Raw genomic sequence first — 17,193 nt, 5'->3', positions numbered from 1 at the left:
AAAGATTTCGTGTCGAACGGACTACATCGCGTGCAGCGGGCGGCCTGCGAGCGCCATCATGGCCTCGCCGATGGTCTCACCCTGGGTCGGGTGCGCGTGAACGAGCTGGGCAACGTCTTCGGGGTAGGCGTCCCAGTTCACGATGAGCTGCGCCTCGCCGACGAGTTCGCCAACGCGTGCGCCAATCATGTGGATACCGACGACGGGGCCGTCGTTCACGCGAATCGCCTTGACGAAGCCGGCGGTGCCGAGAATCGAGCTCTTCGCGTTCCCCGCAAGGTTGTACTCGTACGCCGTGATGTTCTCGGCGCCGAACTCCTCGGCGGCCTTCTTCTCGCTGAGACCAACCGACGCCACCTGCGGCTCGCAGTACGTGACCTTCGGGATGTTCTTGTCTTCAACGAGCACGGGGTTCTGACCCGCGATCTGCTCAGCAACAAAGATGCCGTGCTGGTAGCTGCGGTGCGCGAGCTGCAGGCCGGGGGTGATGTCACCAATGGCGTAGACACCCGGGACGTTCGTCTCGAGCTTCTCGTTCACGAGCACGAAGCCGCGGTCGGTCTCGATGCCAACCTCTTCGAGCCCAATGTTCTGCGTGACGGGGCCGCGGCCGATGGCCACGAGCAGCACGTCGCCGTCGATCGTCTCGCCCTTGTCGGTCTTGACGTGCACGCCGTACTCGTCCTGCGTGACCGACTCGAACTTCGTGTTCAGCTGGAAGTTGATGCCGCGCTTCTTGTACGCACGCTCGAGCGCCTTCGAAATCGACTCGTCTTCAGCCGGTGCGAGGTGGGGGAGGCCCTCAACGATCGTGACCTCGGCGCCAAGCGCGCGCCAGAGGCTCGCGAACTCGAGACCGATCACACCGCCGCCGAGCACGACCGCACGCTGCGGCACCCAGTCCATCAGCAGCGCCTGGTCGCTCGTGATCACGTTGCCCGTGATGTCGAGGCCCGGAATGCTCTTCGAGTACGAACCCGTTGCGAGCACGATGTTCTTCGCGATGAGTTTGTCGTCACCGACCTGCACCGTCTTCGCGTCGATGAGGCGGCCCTCGCCCGCGAACACGTCGACCTTCTTCGCCTTGAGCAGGCCCTGGAGACCCTTGAACTTGCCCGAAACGATGCCGTCGCGGAACGCGGCGATCTTCGCGCCGTCAATGCTCTCGAGGCTGAGGTTCACACCAAGTCGTGCGCCGTCTTCCACCGCGTCGGCTACCTCGCCCGCGTGCAGCATCGCCTTGGTCGGAACGCAACCGCGGTGCAGACACGTGCCACCCAGCTTGTCCTTTTCGACAAGGGCGACGGTCTGTCCCAGCTGCTTGGCTCGAATCGCGGCGGCGTAGCCAGCGCTACCTCCGCCAAGGACTACGAGGTCGAAATTGTGATCGGCCACTCGGAAAGCTCCTTTGAAGTTGAAACGGGATCTCACGGCGAGATCGAGGCGTGACGGCGGGGTTCTCGCGGACACAGCCCGCACCAACCCTACACCTGGGAATTACGAGTTTCCGAGCGACGAAAGCAGTTCGACGAGGGTGCGCACCGGCACACCCGTCGCCCCCTTCGCGACGTACCCGTACGCAGTCTTCGAGTCGGCCGGGCCGGCGATGTCGAAGTGCAGCCAGGGAATCTGGTCGCCCTCGTCATCGATGCCGATGAAGCGCTCGAGGAACGCGCCCGCAAACAGCATGCCGCCGGCACGGTCACCGGGCTTCGAGTTCACGATGTCCGCGATGTTCGAGTCGAGCTTCTCGGCGATCTCTTCGGGGATCGGCATCGACCAGAGTGGCTCGCCGACGACCCGGGATGCCGCGAGCGCGCGCTCGCGCCATTCGTCCTCGTTCCCGAGGAGCCCGGTCGTGCGGTCGCCGAGGGCCACCACCTGCGCGCCCGTGAGCGTCGCGATGTCGATGATGAGGTCGGGCTGCTCCTCCGAGGCGAGCGAAAGCCCGTCGCAGAGCACGAGGCGACCCTCCGCATCCGTGTTCGTCACCTCAACGGTTACGCCCGAGCGGGTCGTGAGCACATCGTCGGGCTTAATCGCGCTGCCCGAAGGCATGTTTTCGGCGAGCATGCACCAGCCACTCACGTGCACCGGCAGGCCGAGGGCGGCGACGGCACGAATGGTGCCGACCACCGACGCGGCACCGCCCATGTCGAACTTCATCCCGACCATCGAGGCGGCGGGCTTAATCGAAAGCCCACCCGAGTCGAACGTGATGCCCTTGCCGACGAGCGCGACGTGAGTTGTCGCGCCCTCGGGCGCGTACTCGAGGTGCACGACGCGCGGCGGGTTGACCGACCCGGCACCAACGCCGAGCACGCCGCCGCAGGCCTCGTCGATGAGCTTCTGCTCATCCCAGACCTCGACAGTCACGGCATCGTCGCTGAAGACCTCGGCGACGGCGTCGGCGAAGTCCTCGGGCACGAGCGCACTCGGCGGCGTGTTGACGAGGTCGCGCGTGAGCACGACGGCGTCGACGATCGCCGACGCGCGGGCGACGACCTCGTCGCTCGCGCCAGCGGCGGCGACCGCTGCTTCACCGGCAACCTCTTCGTTCGCCGACTTAAAGCGGTCGTAGCGGTAACCACCGAGCACGTGGCCCGTCAGCAGCGCCTCGAGCTCCGCATCGGTCGGCTCGACGAGGTCGTAGACCACGGCGTTCGCCTTGGCGAGCGTGCGGGCTGCGGCGCCGGCGGCGCGGCGAAGCGACTCGGCGTCACGGGTCTCGCCGATACCCACGAGGAGCGCGGCGCCTTCGCCATCCTCTTCGTCGGTGGCGACAAGGATGCGCGTGGTCTGGCCCTGCTTGCCGGTCACGCCGAGCTGCTCGAGCCGGCCGGCGTCGAGACCAAGGTCGGCGGTCGTCAGCGGTTCGGGCGCCTCACCCTTTCGGACGGGAATGACCGTGACAACATCGGTGGAAAACGGAGCGAGATCAGTACGAATTTCAGCAGACGTCATACCCACGAGCCTACGCCCGGGAAACTGGGGAGGGCGTAGCATTGGGGCATGCTTTCAGACCCCGCGATGTACCGAGTTGGCGAGGCCTGGCACGCCGTGCCGCAGGGGCTGCCCCTCGTGGCACTCCTGTCGGGATACCGCGACGCGGGCCAGACCGTGCGGCAGGGGATCGAGGCACTCTTGAGCCAGGACGAGGGGCGCGTGGTCGCGGAGTTTGATCCCGACCTCCTCCTCGACTACCGGGCGCGTCGCCCCGTCGTGAAGCTCGACGGGAACGAGGTGACCGAATACCGCGTCCCTCGGCTCGATCTGCGCCTGCTGAGCGATTCGCTTGGCCAACCGTTTCTGCTCCTGAGCGGATTCGAACCCGACTTCCGCTGGGAACGCTTTACGCTCGATCTGCTGCGCCTCCACGAGCACTTTGGCGTGAGCACGACGACGTGGGCGCATTCGATCCCCATGCCGGTTCCGCACACCCGGCCATCGCGACTCGCCGTGACCGGGAATCGTCCGGACTTCATCGACAACAATTCGGTCTGGCGCACCAACGTCGAGGTGCCCGCGCACGCGCTGCACGAACTCGAGTTCGAGCTCACGTCACGCAGCGAGCCCGTCGTCGACCTCGTCGTATTGATTCCGCACTACCTCGCCGACTCGGCGGTACCCGCCGGCGCCATGAAGCTGCTTGAGGGGATCGGCAGTGCCGCCGGCATCATGATTGACACCGAGTCGCTGCGGGAGCGCGATCGCGTCTTCCTCACCGACGTCGACGCCCAGATCGCCGAAAACGAAGAAATGCAGCGGCTCATCCGCGCGTTCGAGGCGCAGTACGACGGGGTTGTCCGTGGTACTCCGCAGGAGAACCCGTTCGCCGACGCCGACGGGGAAATGCCGAGCGCCGACGAGATCGCAGACGAGCTCGAACGGTACCTGTCGGCCCGTCGGCGTCCGGGCGAGAACTCATGACGACTCCACCTCCTTCAACCGAATCACTCCGCACCCTGCCGCCCCGGCTCCCCGGCATCATTTTCACGCTGGCGCTCGCCGCGTACATCGTTGCGGTCACGCAGCGCTCGTCGCTCGGTGTCGCTGGAGTCGATGCGATCGAGCAGTTCGACGCGTCGGCCACCGCGCTCGCCAGCCTCGCCATGATGCAGGTGTTCGTCTACGCCGCGATGCAGATTCCCGTGGGCATGATGCTCGATCGCTTTGGTCCATCGCGATTGATCCTCACGGGTGCCGTGCTCATGGCGCTCGGGCAGATCACGGTGGCGATCGCCCCCTCGATTGAGGTCGCGGTGGTTGGCCGCGTGCTCGTCGGCATCGGCGACGCAACGACGTTCGTGAGCGGGCTGCGCATCATTTCGGCCTGGTTCCGGCCCCGGAAGGTGCCGGTCATGCAGCAGTGGTTCGGGAATCTCGGCCAGGTCGGCCAGTTCCTCTCGGCCGTACCCTTCGCGACGCTGCTCCACCTCACCGAGTGGACGACCGCGTTCCTCACGACCGCGTCGCTGTCGGTCATCGTGTTCGTTGCGGGCGCGATCGCGCTCCGCGACGCACCCGGGCAGCGATTCGTCACCCAGCCCGGCTCGATCCGCACCGCGTTTACCCGCCTCGGTGAGGCGTTCGCTCGGCCGGGCACCCGCCTCGGATTCTGGTCCCACTTCACGACGCAGTTCATCGGGAACGTCTTCGGGCTCCTCTGGGGCTACCCGCTCATGGTGCAGGGCCTCGGGCTCGACCCGAGCCTCGCATCCGTCTTGCTCATCATGCCGGTCGTCACCGGCATGATCGTCGGACCGTGGCTCGGGCTGCTCACGGCGCGCTACCCGCTTCGACGCTCGAACATCGTCATCGCGGCCGCCGCCACCAGCGCGACGTTCTGGGTCGTGCTGCTGCTGTGGCCCGGCACACCGCCACTGTGGTACTTCCTGCTCGTGCTGTTCGCGATGGGCTGCGCCACCACGGGGTCGAACATCGGGTTCGACTTCGCCCGCACGTTCAACCCCTCTTCGGTCTACGGCTCAGCCTCGGGCATCGTGAATATCGGCGGGTTCCTCGCAAGCGGCATCGCGTTCTTCTCGATCGGCCTTGCGGTCGACCTCATGACCGGCGGCGCCACGCCCGACTGGGGCGCGTTCCGCGTCGCGATGTGGACGATGCCGGTGCTCACGGCCCTCGGCATCATCGCGATTCTCGTCGAGCGACACCGCACGCGGGGGCGGATGGCCGCAGAGGAAGGCGTCGTGGTCGCGCCACTTTGGCTCGCGATCGTGCGTCGAATCCGGCACGATCGCGGCTCACGGGAATAGTTCGGGCGGCTCGCGTGTACCATTTACTATCTGCCCCAATCTGTTCCGCCCGCGGGACTTGACTTGGGCATTCGTTTTGCCCGCACCAAGTGAGGGGGTCCGTAATGGCCGCAGGCGCTACCACGAACGCGACACAGACGCGTTCCGCAGATGAACTCAATTCGCTCAAGCTTGCCGACCTGAAGGCGATCGCCAAGGAATCGGGAATTCGGGGGTTTTCGGCCCTGAAGAAGTCCGAGCTCGTCGACCGCATCCTCGACGCGTCGAAGGGCGGCGACTCGGAGGAGTCGACCACGAAGAAGGCACAGGCGCGGGGGAGCGCCACCTCGAAGAAAAAGAAGGCGACGGCCGACGACGGCGAAGAGCACATCGTCGTCGACCTTGACGAAGACCACGAGGTCGACGCGCGCGACATTCGCGACTCGGTCGACGACGAAGAGCACGCAGAAAAGGACGAAGACCCCGACCTCGGCAAGCGCGACGACAAGAGCGAAGACCCCGAGGAAGACGCCATCAAGGCCGAGTCGGCCGTGAAGGCTGCCGGCGCCCTCGTGCTGAAGAACACCGATGACGATGACACGCCCGTGTACTCGGCAACCATCACCGGTGCGACGGCCGACCCCGTCAAGGACTACCTCAAGCAGATCGGTAAGGTGCCGCTGCTCGACGCCGCAGAAGAGGTCGACCTCGCGATGCGCATCGAGGCGGGGCTCTACGCCGAAGACAAGCTGCTGCGCCAGCCCGACATCGAGGCGAAGCTCAAGCGTGAGTACAAGTGGATTGTGCGCGACGGTCGTCGTGCGAAGAGCCACCTGCTTGGCGCCAACCTACGCCTCGTGGTCTCGCTCGCGAAGCGCTACACGGGCCGCGGCATGCAGTTCCTCGACCTCATTCAGGAGGGCAACCTCGGCCTCATTCGTGCGGTCGAGAAGTTCGACTACACGAAGGGCTTCAAGTTCTCGACCTACGCGACGTGGTGGATCCGCCAGGCGATCACCCGCGCGATGGCCGACCAGGCCCGCACGATCCGCATTCCCGTGCACATGGTCGAGGTCATCAACAAGCTCGCGCGCGTGCAGCGGCAGATGCTGCAGGACCTCGGGCGCGAACCCTCGCCGGAAGAGCTCGCGCACGAGCTCGACATGACGCCCGAGAAGGTCGTCGAGGTGCAGAAGTACGGCCGCGAGCCGATCTCGCTCCACACTCCCCTCGGTGAAGACGGCGACTCGGAGTTCGGTGACCTCATCGAAGACACCGAGGCGGTCGTCCCGGCCGACGCCGTCAGCTTCACGATGCTGCAGCGTCAGCTCGAATCGCTGCTCGACTCGCTCTCGGAGCGCGAGGCCGGCGTGATTCGCATGCGCTTCGGCCTCGGCGACGGCATGCCGAAGACCCTCGACCAGATAGGAGAGACGTTCGGCGTGACCCGCGAGCGCATCCGTCAGATCGAGTCAAAGACGATGGCCAAGCTGCGTCACCCCTCGCGGTCGCAGTCGCTGCGTGACTACCTCGAATAAGGAGACGCCACATGGAGGCAAACGAAGGCAAGGCCCTGACCTCAACGGTCGACGGGGTCGAGTACGAACGACTCCCGATCAAGACGCGCGTCGTCATGCCCGGTGACGACCTGCACGAGATCGTGCGCACCTACGCCGCCGATGCGGTGCAGGATGGCGATGTCCTGTTCGTCACCGAGAAGATTGTGGCGATTACGCAGGGCCGTTCGATGCTGACGCACGAAATCACGCCGCGCCCCCTCGCGAATTTCCTCGCGAAGTACGTGACGAAGACCCCGCACGGCATCGGCCTCGGCATGCCCGAGACCATGGAGATGGCGCTGCGCGAGTGCGGTACCCCGCGCATCCTGCTCGCCTCGGGTGTCGCCGCGGTGACCAAGGCCTTCGGCCGCTCGGGCGACTTCTATCGCGTTGCGGGCGAGAAGGCGCGGGCTATCGACGGGCCCACGAAGAACACGATCCCCCCGTACAACGAGTCGGTCGTGCTCGGTCCGAAGGACCCAATGCGCGTCGCTCGTGACCTGAAGATCCTGCTCGGCAACAAGGTCGACGTGCTCATCGTCGACATTAACGACATCGGCGGAAACATCCTCGGCACGACGCTTGACCGCGCCGACAACGACAAGTGGGTGCGCATCCTCAGCGACAACCCGCTCGGCCAGGGCCACCAGTCGACCCCGATGGGCGTGATCCGCAAGCACGCATAGGTCGCGTTCGGGCATATGAAGCGGCGGGGATGCGCACGAGTCAGTTCGTGCGCATCCCCGCCGCTTCGTGCGTGGTGCTCGGGCTACTCGCCGACGACGGCGCGGTAGCGGGGGAGGAGCCCCCGGCGCTGCCCCGAAACGGACGGCTTCGCCTGGAACACACCGGTGTTGTAGTTGCCCTCGATCAGCACCGGACGCTCGGGCCCGATCGCGACGTCCCACCCGACGTAGGGCACCTCGGGGATCCGCTTCGCGGCGGCCGCGACGAGGTCGAGCGCGGCCGCGAAGTGCGGTACCTCGAAGCCGACGATCGGCACCCCGCTCAGTGGGTGGATCGCGTGGATCGCGTTGTTGTCGTCGAACGCGGGATACTGCGCGATGCCGTGCTCGTCGACCATCGTGTACATGCCGCCGCCCGAGAAGTTGTCGACGTCGCCGCCCGCGCCGATGCGCAGCGCGACGGCGATGACGTCCACCCGCTCACCGGAGTTGAACGTCACGATGCGCATCGTGTTCACGCTCGACTCGTTGAGGTCCCGCATGTGGTCGTGCTGTGTGAGGAACTCTTCCAGCAGGAACTGCCGATCGCGGATGCGCTGGCTCCGGAACTTCGCGAGGTCGGTGCCGATGTCGGCCGGCCGGATCCGTTCGATGCCCTTGCCGCCGAGCGAGTCGGGCACCTTCGCCATGAGGTTCGGGTGCCGCTCGACGAAGGCGGCGAGTTCATCGTCGCTTGCCTTCCGCAGGTCGAGCCACTCGCGGCCGAGGAGGTCACCAAACTCGGCGTTGAAGTTCGACTTATCGGCGAGGCGCAGGTTCGCCTCGCGATTCGTGTTGAAGCGGCGTGCGTAGTGGTCTGACTTCGGGTGCGTCATGAACGTCGCGCGCTCCTTACCGCTCAGCAGCGCGAAGTCCCAGTCTTGGTAGTCCTGGAAGGCGCACTCGTACTTGGCCGCCGACCAGAACATGTCGATCGCAACCGCGAGGCGCGGCTTGCGGAAGTTCTTGCCGATGTCGCCCGACAGCTGCCACACCCGCGGCAGGTTGAGCGCCTTCACCCGCCCGATCAAGTAGTTGAGTCGGAGACTGTTGCGGGATGCACCTGGCACGAAGACCTCTTTCGTCACGGAAAACGGTGCCTCGATGCTATCGCGCGGCCGGTGCGCCTCCCGGTGCACCGCCGCACGCTCGATAGGATTGTGCGCTGGACGAGGAGGGATGAGCGTATGGCGCAGTCGTATTCGGCTCAGGATCTGCAGGTGCTCGAGGGGCTCGAGGCCGTTCGGAAACGCCCCGGCATGTACATCGGGTCGACCGACTCGCGCGGCCTCATGCACTGCCTCTGGGAGATCATCGACAACTCGGTCGACGAGGCGCTCGGCGGTCACGGCGCGAAGATCGACATCGTGCTGCACGAGGACGGCTCGGTCGAGGTGCGCGACGAGGGCCGCGGCGTGCCAATCGACATCGAGCCCCGCACGGGCTGGACCGGCGTGCAGGTCGTCTACACAAAGCTGCACGCGGGTGGCAAGTTCGGTTCGAACAACTACGGCGCAGCCGGCGGCCTGCACGGCGTCGGTGCCTCCGTCGTCAACGCCCTCTCGAGCCGCCTCGACGTCGAAGTGGCGAAGGGCGGCAAGCGCTACGCCATGAGCTTCCAGCGCGGCCACGCGGGTGTGTTCGCCGACTCGGGGGAGCCACGGCCCGACGCCGCCTTTACTGAGCAGCCGGGCAAGGCCGAGCTGCGCGAGCTCGGCAAGGCGCCAAAGGGCGTCACCGGTACGACCGTGCGGTACTGGGCCGACCCGCAGGTGTTTGTGCGCGATGCGGAGTTCCAACTCGAGCAGCTGCGCGACCGGGCCCGCCAGACGGCATTCCTCGTGCCGGGGCTCGAGATCAACCTGCGCGACGAGCGCGACCCCGACGACATCGAGCACGAGTCGTTCAAGTACGACGGCGGCATCTCAGAGTTCGTGGAGTACCTCGCGCCCGACGCGGCGCTCACCGACGTGTGGCGGATGCAGGGTGAGGGGGAGTACTCCGAGACCGTTCCGGTGCTCGACGAGTCAACCGGGCATATGGTGTCGCGCGAGGTGCAGCGTCGGATGGAGGTCGACCTCGCGCTCCGGTGGGGCGGCGGCTACGACACCGTCGAGCGCAGCTTTGTGAACATCATTGCGACCCCGAAGGGCGGCTCGCACGTGACCGGCTTCGAGGCTGGCCTCCTGAAGATCGTGCGCGATGAGGTGACGAAGAACGCGCGCAAGCTCAAGGTCGGCAACGACAAGCTCGATAAGGACGACATCCTCGCCGGCCTCACTGCGGTCGTGTCGGTGCGCATCCCCGAGCCGCAGTTCGAGGGCCAGACGAAGGAGGTGCTCGGCACCCCGCAGGCTCGGCTCATCGTGCAGAAGACCATCGTCGACGGCATGAAGGAGCGCTTCGCGTCGACGAAGCGGCAAGACAAGACCGAGACGACGATGCTGCTCGAGAAGATCGTCACCGAGATGAAGAGCCGCATCGCGGCGCGCGCCCACAAGGAGACGCAGCGCCGCAAGACGGCCCTCGAGAACTCGTCGCTGCCGGCGAAGCTCGTCGACTGCCGCACGAACGAGGTCGACCGCTCCGAGCTGTTCATCGTCGAGGGTGATTCGGCGCTCGGCACCGCGAAGCCGGCCCGAGACTCCGAGTACCAGGCGCTGTTCCCGATTCGCGGCAAGATTCTCAACGTGCAGAAGGCGTCGCTCGCCGACATGCTGAAGAACGCCGAGTGCGCGAACATCATTCAGGTGCTCGGTGCAGGTTCAGGTCGCTCCTTCGATATTTCGCAGGCGCGGTACGGCAAGGTGATCATCATGTCCGACGCCGACGTCGACGGCGCGCACATTCGCACGCTGCTGTTGACGCTGTTCTTCCGCTACATGCGCCCCATGCTCGAGGCCGGGCGCGTCTACGCGGCCGTGCCGCCGCTGCACCGGGTCGTGGTGATGCACCACGGGAAGAAGCCAAACGAGACGATTTACACGTACAGCGAGGCCGAGCTCCAGGCACTCCTGAAGAAGCTCGATCGCGCGGGGAAGCGATACCAAGACCCGATTCAGCGGTACAAGGGCCTCGGTGAGATGGACGAAGACCAGCTCTGGGACACGACCATGAACCCCGAGCACCGGCTGCTGCGCCGCATGAACCTTCGCGACGCGGCCGATGCCGAGCGCATTTTCGAGGTGCTCATGGGCAACGAGGTCGCCCCGCGTCGAGAGTTCATCGTTGACGGCGCCGAGCAGGTCGTGCCCGAACTCATCGACGCGTAGGCGCCTCGCGGTGCTTGCCTCGCCGCGGGCGCCTAGCCGTTCAGCGTTGGCGACACCCCGAGCTTCACGTCGATCTCAGTCTGCTTGCCGTCGCGGATGATCGTGAGCGTCGCGGTGTCGCCCGCCGTGAGTGTCCGCACCGCGCCGACGAGGCTCGACGAGCTCGAGACGTCCTGGCCGTTCACCCCGACGATGAGGTCGCCCTCTTCGATGCCCGCCTCGTCGGCCGGGCCGTCGGCCGTGATCTCCTTGACCTCGGCACCGAGAATCACGCTGCCCTCGAAGCTCGCCTGTCCGTCGACATTCGCTGTGCCGAGCCACGCGTGCTCGACCGTGCCCGATTCAATGAGCTGCGACGCGACGTTCTGCACGAGCGCGACCGGGATCGCGAAGCCGATGCCGATGCTGCCCGAGGCGCCCGACGCATCCGTGCTCCCGAGCGTCGCGATCGAGGAGTTGATGCCGACGAGCTGCCCGGTCGCGTCGACGAGCGCGCCGCCCGAGTTGCCGGGGTTGAGCGCTGCCGACGTCTGAATCGCGTTCGTGACGACCGAGTTGCCGCTCACCTCGCCGGTGGTCACGGGCCGGTTCAGCGCCGAAACGATGCCCGTCGTGTAGGAGCCCGAGAGCCCGAGCGGCGAGCCGATTGCCATGACGCCGTCGCCGACCTCGAGGGCATCGGAGTCGCCGAGCGTGATCGGCACGAGCGCATCGGTCGCGTCTTCGACCTTGATGACGGCGAGATCGGTGGCGGGGTCGGTGCCAAGCACCGTCGCCTCGTAGCCCCGGTTGCCGACCGTAATCGTGACGCTGCCGCCGTCGCCCGCGCCCTCGACGACGTGGTTGTTCGTAACGATGTGGCCCTCGTTGTCCCAGACCACGCCGGAGCCCTGGCTCGTGCCCTGCGAGGTCTCGACCTGAATGGAGACCACCGAGTTCTCGATCTCGCTCGCGACCGCCGTCCAGTTCGTGTCGTTCGCATCGGCCTGCATGACCGTGTTCGTCGACCCGCCCGAGACTCCGCCGCTCGGCAGGAGTGCCCAGGTGCCGACCGCGCTGCCGACGCCGACGATCAACGCGGTTGCCGCCGCGATCCCGATCACGGCGCCGGTGCCGAGGGGCTTCTTGGGCTTCCGAGCCGCCACTGTTCCGGTGTGGCTCGTCTCTGGAGCCGGGAACTGCACCGCGGGCTCGGGGCCGGACTGCTGCCCGTGCCCTGCCTCCTCGGTCACGTCGAGGCGCTGCGTCGCCGCCTGCCCTGCCGGCGGAACTCCGTACCAGCCGGTCGCGGGCTGTTGATACGAGCCGGGCCCGTAGGAGTTCCGCTCGTACGGGTTCGCGCCTTCACGGTCGGAGGATTCGTGCTCCGGTTGGGGGTCCTCGGGTGTCGCAGCAGGGGGTGTCGCAGCAGGGGGTGTCGAGGAGCCGATCGGTGGGAGGGCCGGCATATCGCCGAATTTGTTGGCTCCGGTGTGTTCTTCGGACATGGAGTGAATCCAATCACCGCCCGGCTGGGCGTTTTTCGGTAAGAAGGCGAATTTCTGTTGCGAGATTCGTGCGAGCACGCTGATCCCAGAGCTTGGATGCGGCGGAGGTACCGAAAAGTTCCCGCCGGTCGAGAAGTTCTTGCAACACGGCGAGTCGGGCCTCGACGAATGCATCGTCGGCGACGTGCGCGTACTCGCGTCGCACGCCTCGAACGTACTCGTCGTACCGCTCCGTCGGGGCCGCCAGTATCGCGAGATCCGCGTCGCCGAGCATCGCTGCGGCGTGGGCGTCGCCGGGTTCGAGGACGGTGTCGGGCGGCACACCGGGGTCGGTGCTCAGGATGAGCCGATGCACGGCATCGGTCACGGCAGGAAGTTCCCCGAGCGCCGAGAGTTCGTCGCGGGCGAGATCGGCCGAGCGCCGCTCGTCCTCACCGGGTCGACCGTCGTACACCGCGTCGTGGAACCAGGCTGCGAGCAGCGCCTCGCGGGGGAGCGGCTCGCCGCACGTCGCCAGGAGGTCGAGGTGCAGGAGCACCTCGTGCAGGTGCTCGACGCTGTGGTAGCCCCGGTGCGGTTCCGCCCACCGCGCGAGGAGCCGTTCGCCCGCGTCGTCCCACGCACGCGTATCCACCGCTGGGCGGCCAGCCTCACGAAGCTCGTCCCACCAGACGCGCAATTCGGCGAGGCGCGCCTCGGGCCGCGCCGCCGTGCGCTTCGCCTGTGGGATTCGTAGTCCCGATTGTTCGAGTCGTCGCGCGAGTTCGTGTCCGGTCACCGGCTCGGCGCCCGCCGCGACGAGCCGCGAAACCTCATCGACGCGCACATCATAGTGGTCGAGGTCAAAGCGTCGGCGCGCGAGGCCCTGCGAACGGGCAAACGCGTGAAGCTCGGTAAGAGAGGTGTCGGACACGAGGTGTGCCCAGGTCGTGCCGTGGGCGGGCCAGCGGGCCGGATCGATGAGCACCGTCATTTCACCGACGATAGCGGGCCGTGCGCAGGATCGTTCGCTACCGTCGGGCGTCGTGAATGATTCGATGCGTTCGTGGCTGGCCGAGGTCTGGAGCCGCATCGTGGCCGCCGAGGCCCCGCCGCAACTGCACGGCACGGTGCTCCTCGTTGCGCTGGTTGCCGCGGCCGCCGCGGTCGGCGTACCGGCGCTGTGGCGCATCCTGCGCATCGCGGTCACGCTCGTGCACGAGCTTGGGCATGCCATGGTCGGGATGCTCGTCGGCCGCAAGTTCACGGGCTTCGTACTGAACGGCGACATGTCGGGGCACGCGGTCACGAGCGGTCCGGCACGCGGAGCCGAGCGTGCGCTCACGACCTGGGCCGGGTATCCCGCCCCGGCGATCGTCGGTGCGGCGCTCGTGTGGCTCGGCGGAGTGGGTTGGTCGGCACCGGCGCTCACGGTGATGCTCGGCGTGCTGCTCGTGTCGCTCGTCCGTGTGCGTTCCTGGCTCACGCTGCTCGTCATGCTCGCGAGCATCTGCGCCGTCGGAGCCCTGTGGTGGTGGGGCGACGACGACGTGCAGGCCGCGACCCTCCTCGCGGTCGGCCTCGTGCTCGTGGTTGGCGCGTGGCGCCACCTTGGCGCGGTGTGGGGGAGCCGGAACTCGACGAGTGACCCCGCGGTGCTCGCGCAGCTCACGCGCGTACCGGCGCTCGTGTGGAACGCGTCATTCGCCCTCGTCTGCCTCGCCGCGACCGCACTGTGCGTGCTCGAGGTGTGGCCGCTCGTGCGCCCGTAGCGCCGACGCGGCTCAGAGGTGGAGGCGCTTGCCGAGTTCGTGGCGCATCGCCCGGCCACGCAGCAGTTGAATCGGTGCAATCACCGCGCAGCTGATCGCACCGCAAATCACCGACGGCACGGGATTCGTCGTCCACCCGAGCGCCGCGAAGAGGATCGGCGCGAGCCCGAGCAACACCGTAATCGCGCTGTAGACGAGGTGTTCGCCGACCTCGATGCGCGCGAGCCGAACCGTGCTGAGTAGGCCCAGGGCGGCGGCACCGCAGAGGATCGGCACGGTGTATGTGAGCGACCACGCGTGCCAGTCGGTGAGATAGTCCCAGTAGACGCACACGAGGCTCGAAATGATGACGAGGTAGACGGTTGTCTTTGCGACGTTTCGTCGCTTGCGCACCGCGGTGAGCACGATGAGCCAGACCGCGCAGACCCCGAGCCAGATCGACCGGGTAGTGCCGAGGCTCGCGAGCTCGTGTGGGAAAAGCAGCTGCGCCGCGAACGAGAGCAAGATGACCGCGAGAGAGCCGAGTAGCAGGCCCTGGAACAGGCGCCGTCGAGAGAACTCCAGCGGCACGACGGCGAGCGGGTTCGCACTCGCCGGGCCGGCGATGGGCGCTCCGCACAGGGGGCAGCCGGGCCACGTCCCCTCGACGTCGACTCCGCAGTCTTCGCAGCGCCTCATACGTCTGCCTCGAGTTCCGCAACCTCGAGCTCGGTGACGGGCACCGCCGCGACGGTGACGTAGACGCCCTCCCGCGTGAGGTGTCGGGCAAATTCGCGCACGTGATCGGTCTCAACGAACGGTGACGTGAACGAGACGGTGAGTGTCTCGCCGTGGCTAATCGCGCAGAACTGCGGGCGTACCGCGGACACGTGAAAGAACATGCGCCGGATGCGCGCGTCTCCGGGGGAGGGCAGCGTTACGCGGCCGAGGTTCGACACCGCAACCGTGAGGCCGCGGTTGTTCCCAAGGTTGATGAGCCGCAGCAGCGCATCCTTTAGCGGTCGCGGCACAACCCGCAGGAGCGGCGCGCGTTCCGCGCGAATGAGCTTCTGCAGTTTTCTTTCAAGGGCCTCGCGACTCGCCTTCGGACGAAACTGCGCCTCGAGCGCGCGGGCGACGCCGCCAACACTGTCATCGCCGTCGCCATAGGTGTGCTCGATCCGCACCGTCGCAAAGAAGTTGCGCGCCGACGTCGACTCGAAGAACTGCCGCAGATTCACCGGCACCGATGCGGCGAGCGTGTCGGCGGTATCCGCTGCCTCCGCCGTCGCTCGCACCGACTCGAAGAACAGGGCCGTGAGATACATCGTGAGTGACACGCGTTCGCGGCGCGCGAGCGCAAGTGCCTGCGCGGCGGGCAGCGTGAGTTCGACGAGGCGCGTGCGGTTGTCTGGCGTGCGGGTGCCGCGCACGCGCAGCACGCTGCGGGCGCCACCCCTGACCGCTTCGCGCAGGGGATGCCGTGCACGCGGCGGAACGGAAGTGGGCGCCGTCGCAGTGTCCACCGTGGCGCCCGCCGCGGCACGATCGAAGTCGGTGTCACCGGGTGCCTCCCGCGACTCCCGCCGCCGACGGGCAAAGTGGTGACCAAAGCTGTCGGGGATGAGCCCGTGCACCTGCTCGGCTCGGTCGTCGGGCCAGGCGGCATCAACCGCGTCGAAACCCGCGGTCTCGGGCCGCGCATCCGGACGTGCACGCAGGTAGTTCGTCACGAGGTCGGAGAGGAACCACAGGGCGCCGGTGCCATCAGAGAGCGCATGAAACAGCTCGAGCGAGATGCGCCGGCCGTGATAGCGCACACGAAACAGCAGGTTTCGGCGATCCGATCGGTAGATGGGGGAGCAGGTCACCTCGGTGTCCGGTTCGACGACGGGGCGCAGATCGCTGTCTTCGAGGTAGTACCAGAACACGCCGCGTCGCATAACCGCGTGGTAGAGCGGGAACCGTTCGAACGTGTCGTCGAGGGCCGACTGGAGGAGCTGCGGATCGACCTCGTGGTCGATCTCGACGCTCATGCGAAACACCTTCGGGTCGACCTCGGTGCGCGCGGCGAGGAAGATGTTTGACGCATTGTCGAGGCGCACCCAGTCGCGCGGCGGTCGCTGCGGTTTCGTCATGGCTGAGCCTGCCCACGATCTTCATCGAGAAACGCGTTGATCACCTCGTACGCGTCACGCATTGGCCGGGCGAACCGGGGGAGCTGAATGAACCCGTGGAGCGCCTCGGGTACCCGGTGCACGAGTGCTTCGTTTCCGGCTTGTTCGAGCGCCTGCGCGTACGCCTCGCCCTCGTCGCAAAGTAGGTCGCGCTCGGCGGTGATCACGAGGGTCTTCGGCTGGTGCGAGAGGTCGGGGGCTTCGAGTGGCGCGACATAGGGGGAGCGGCGCAGCTTCGGGTCGGGAACGTAGAGATCGAAGTAGTCGTCGACCTCGGCGTTCGTGAGGCGATAGCCAGTCCCGTGCTCGCGCACCGAGTCGAAGGGCGACGTTGCGGGGTCGTGATCCCAGTGCGTCACGGGGTAGAGCAGAATTTGGCGGCCGACGCCCCGATGGCCCTCGTCGCGCAGCCGGAGTGAGACGGCGGCGGCGAGGTTCGCACCGGCCGAGTCGCCGATGAGCACGATGTTGCGCACGTCGTCGATGCCGGCGCGACCGGGTGAATCCAACAGCTGTCGCGTAACTTGATAGCAGTCGTCAAAGCCGGCGGGGTAGGGATACTCGGGCGCGAGTCGGTAGTTCACCGATGCGACAACACAGCCCGTGAGGTCAGCCATGGCGGCACACGTTGGCGTATAGGTCTCGATGTCGCCGGTAACCCAGCCGCCGCCGTGAAAGAACAGCAGCACGTCGTCGCCGTTGCGTTCGGCGGGCTGGAAGATTCGCACCGACACCTGGCGACCGTCGACACGCGTCGCGGTCTGCCGATACGAATTGCGCAGCCGCGGACGCCACACCGACGCGATTCGGCGCTGCAGGCGTCGCACCTTGCCATAGTCCTCGCGCATATTGACCCGCGGCGCCGCGAAGAGCCCAAGGATTGCTCGCGAGACGCGGTTCAAGGGCGCGACCTTTGGCATGCTGCGGATGTCATACCTGCCATTGTGACGCCAGGGGAGCCGGAGTGGGCCGAGGGATCGCCAACGAC

Annotated in this window: 14 protein-coding genes; 6 read left to right on the top strand and 8 right to left on the bottom strand. The window is 66.9% G+C overall.

Going from position 1 to position 17,193, the window contains the following annotated elements:
* Positions 1-21: 21 nt before the first annotated feature.
* Positions 22-1,395 carry a dihydrolipoyl dehydrogenase gene (gene lpdA, locus G328_RS0101785; RefSeq protein WP_026339583.1) on the bottom strand — a complete coding sequence of 458 codons (1,374 nt, stop codon included), beginning with the start codon at positions 1,393-1,395 and terminating at the stop codon, positions 22-24.
* Between the two features lie 102 nt (positions 1,396-1,497).
* Entirely contained in the window at positions 1,498-2,964 is a 1,467-nt protein-coding gene (locus G328_RS0101780; protein ID WP_019617630.1) for a leucyl aminopeptidase, read from the bottom strand.
* A gap of 48 nt (positions 2,965-3,012) precedes the next feature.
* Between G328_RS0101780 and G328_RS0101775 the strand changes: the two genes are divergently transcribed.
* The 4 genes from G328_RS0101775 (at position 3,013) to G328_RS0101760 (ending at position 7,500) form a co-directional block, all read left to right on the top strand.
* Positions 3,013-3,930, top strand: a complete 918-nt coding sequence (locus tag G328_RS0101775; protein ID WP_019617629.1) for a proteasome assembly chaperone family protein — start codon at positions 3,013-3,015, stop codon at positions 3,928-3,930.
* Positions 3,927-5,276 carry an MFS transporter gene (locus G328_RS0101770; RefSeq protein ID WP_019617628.1) on the top strand — a complete coding sequence of 450 codons (1,350 nt, stop codon included), beginning with the start codon at positions 3,927-3,929 and terminating at the stop codon, positions 5,274-5,276. Before G328_RS0101775 ends, G328_RS0101770 begins: the two co-directional genes overlap by 4 nt.
* Before the next feature lie 104 nt (positions 5,277-5,380).
* Positions 5,381-6,793, top strand: coding sequence for an RNA polymerase sigma factor (locus tag G328_RS0101765; protein ID WP_019617627.1), 1,413 nt, complete (start codon positions 5,381-5,383; stop codon positions 6,791-6,793).
* Between the two features lie 11 nt (positions 6,794-6,804).
* Entirely contained in the window at positions 6,805-7,500 is a 696-nt protein-coding gene (locus G328_RS0101760; RefSeq protein ID WP_019617626.1) for a coenzyme F420-0:L-glutamate ligase, read from the top strand.
* Positions 7,501-7,583: 83 nt separating this feature from the next.
* Here G328_RS0101760 and G328_RS0101755 read toward each other — a convergent pair whose 3' ends face one another.
* A complete protein-coding gene (locus tag G328_RS0101755; protein ID WP_154651496.1) occupies positions 7,584-8,627 on the bottom strand; it encodes a sugar-transfer associated ATP-grasp domain-containing protein in 1,044 nt (347 codons plus the stop codon).
* A 99-nt stretch (positions 8,628-8,726) separates the two neighbouring features.
* On the opposite strand from G328_RS0101755, the gene G328_RS0101750 reads away from it, so the two are divergent.
* Positions 8,727-10,811: a DNA gyrase/topoisomerase IV subunit B gene (locus tag G328_RS0101750; RefSeq protein ID WP_019617624.1), complete on the top strand. Its 2,085-nt coding sequence runs from the start codon at positions 8,727-8,729 to the stop codon at positions 10,809-10,811.
* 32 nt (positions 10,812-10,843) lie between these two features.
* Here G328_RS0101750 and G328_RS0101745 read toward each other — a convergent pair whose 3' ends face one another.
* Together G328_RS0101745 and G328_RS0101740 are read right to left on the bottom strand one after the other, a co-directional pair.
* Positions 10,844-12,298: a S1C family serine protease gene (locus G328_RS0101745; RefSeq protein ID WP_235619835.1), complete on the bottom strand. Its 1,455-nt coding sequence runs from the start codon at positions 12,296-12,298 to the stop codon at positions 10,844-10,846.
* 13 nt (positions 12,299-12,311) lie between these two features.
* Positions 12,312-13,271: a DUF4031 domain-containing protein gene (locus tag G328_RS0101740; protein ID WP_019617622.1), complete on the bottom strand. Its 960-nt coding sequence runs from the start codon at positions 13,269-13,271 to the stop codon at positions 12,312-12,314.
* A 64-nt stretch (positions 13,272-13,335) separates the two neighbouring features.
* On the opposite strand from G328_RS0101740, the gene G328_RS0101735 reads away from it, so the two are divergent.
* Complete coding sequence (locus tag G328_RS0101735) at positions 13,336-14,049, top strand: M50 family metallopeptidase (RefSeq protein ID WP_040904443.1); 714 nt, start codon at positions 13,336-13,338, stop codon at positions 14,047-14,049.
* A gap of 12 nt (positions 14,050-14,061) precedes the next feature.
* Here the strand turns inward: G328_RS0101735 and G328_RS0101730 are convergent, their stop codons facing one another.
* The 3 genes from G328_RS0101730 to G328_RS0101720 are packed head-to-tail and all read right to left on the bottom strand — an operon-like array spanning position 14,062 to position 17,125.
* Entirely contained in the window at positions 14,062-14,727 is a 666-nt protein-coding gene (locus G328_RS0101730; protein WP_019617620.1) for a DUF6320 domain-containing protein, read from the bottom strand.
* Positions 14,724-16,166 carry a hypothetical protein gene (locus G328_RS0101725; RefSeq protein WP_019617619.1) on the bottom strand — a complete coding sequence of 481 codons (1,443 nt, stop codon included), beginning with the start codon at positions 16,164-16,166 and terminating at the stop codon, positions 14,724-14,726. The genes G328_RS0101730 and G328_RS0101725 overlap by 4 nt, the downstream gene beginning before the upstream one ends.
* Positions 16,163-17,125, bottom strand: a complete 963-nt coding sequence (locus G328_RS0101720) for an alpha/beta hydrolase (RefSeq protein WP_019617618.1) — start codon at positions 17,123-17,125, stop codon at positions 16,163-16,165. Before G328_RS0101720 ends, G328_RS0101725 begins: the two co-directional genes overlap by 4 nt.
* Positions 17,126-17,193 lie beyond the last annotated feature (68 nt).

It is taken from the genome of [Zimmermannella] faecalis ATCC 13722, assembly GCF_000381765.1.
GTDB classification, from domain to species: domain Bacteria; phylum Actinomycetota; class Actinomycetes; order Actinomycetales; family Microbacteriaceae; genus Gulosibacter; species Gulosibacter faecalis.
This window is presented reverse-complemented; position numbering and strand designations above follow the sequence as displayed.

Excerpts from the sequence above, each read along its gene's own strand:
- G328_RS0101780 (WP_019617630.1), bottom strand. The coding sequence starts at position 2,964 with ATGACGTCTGCTGAAATTCGTACTGATCTCGCTCCGTTTTCCACCGAT.
- G328_RS0101775 (WP_019617629.1), top strand. The coding sequence starts at position 3,013 with ATGCTTTCAGACCCCGCGATGTACCGAGTTGGCGAGGCCTGGCACGCC.
- G328_RS0101770 (WP_019617628.1), top strand. The coding sequence starts at position 3,927 with ATGACGACTCCACCTCCTTCAACCGAATCACTCCGCACCCTGCCGCCC.
- G328_RS0101765 (WP_019617627.1), top strand. The coding sequence starts at position 5,381 with ATGGCCGCAGGCGCTACCACGAACGCGACACAGACGCGTTCCGCAGAT.
- G328_RS0101760 (WP_019617626.1), top strand. The coding sequence starts at position 6,805 with ATGGAGGCAAACGAAGGCAAGGCCCTGACCTCAACGGTCGACGGGGTC.
- G328_RS0101750 (WP_019617624.1), top strand. The coding sequence starts at position 8,727 with ATGGCGCAGTCGTATTCGGCTCAGGATCTGCAGGTGCTCGAGGGGCTC.
- G328_RS0101745 (WP_235619835.1), bottom strand. The coding sequence starts at position 12,298 with ATGTCCGAAGAACACACCGGAGCCAACAAATTCGGCGATATGCCGGCC.
- G328_RS0101740 (WP_019617622.1), bottom strand. The coding sequence starts at position 13,271 with ATGACGGTGCTCATCGATCCGGCCCGCTGGCCCGCCCACGGCACGACC.
- G328_RS0101735 (WP_040904443.1), top strand. The coding sequence starts at position 13,336 with ATGCGTTCGTGGCTGGCCGAGGTCTGGAGCCGCATCGTGGCCGCCGAG.
- G328_RS0101730 (WP_019617620.1), bottom strand. The coding sequence starts at position 14,727 with ATGAGGCGCTGCGAAGACTGCGGAGTCGACGTCGAGGGGACGTGGCCC.
- G328_RS0101725 (WP_019617619.1), bottom strand. The coding sequence starts at position 16,166 with ATGACGAAACCGCAGCGACCGCCGCGCGACTGGGTGCGCCTCGACAAT.
- G328_RS0101720 (WP_019617618.1), bottom strand. The coding sequence starts at position 17,125 with ATGCCAAAGGTCGCGCCCTTGAACCGCGTCTCGCGAGCAATCCTTGGG.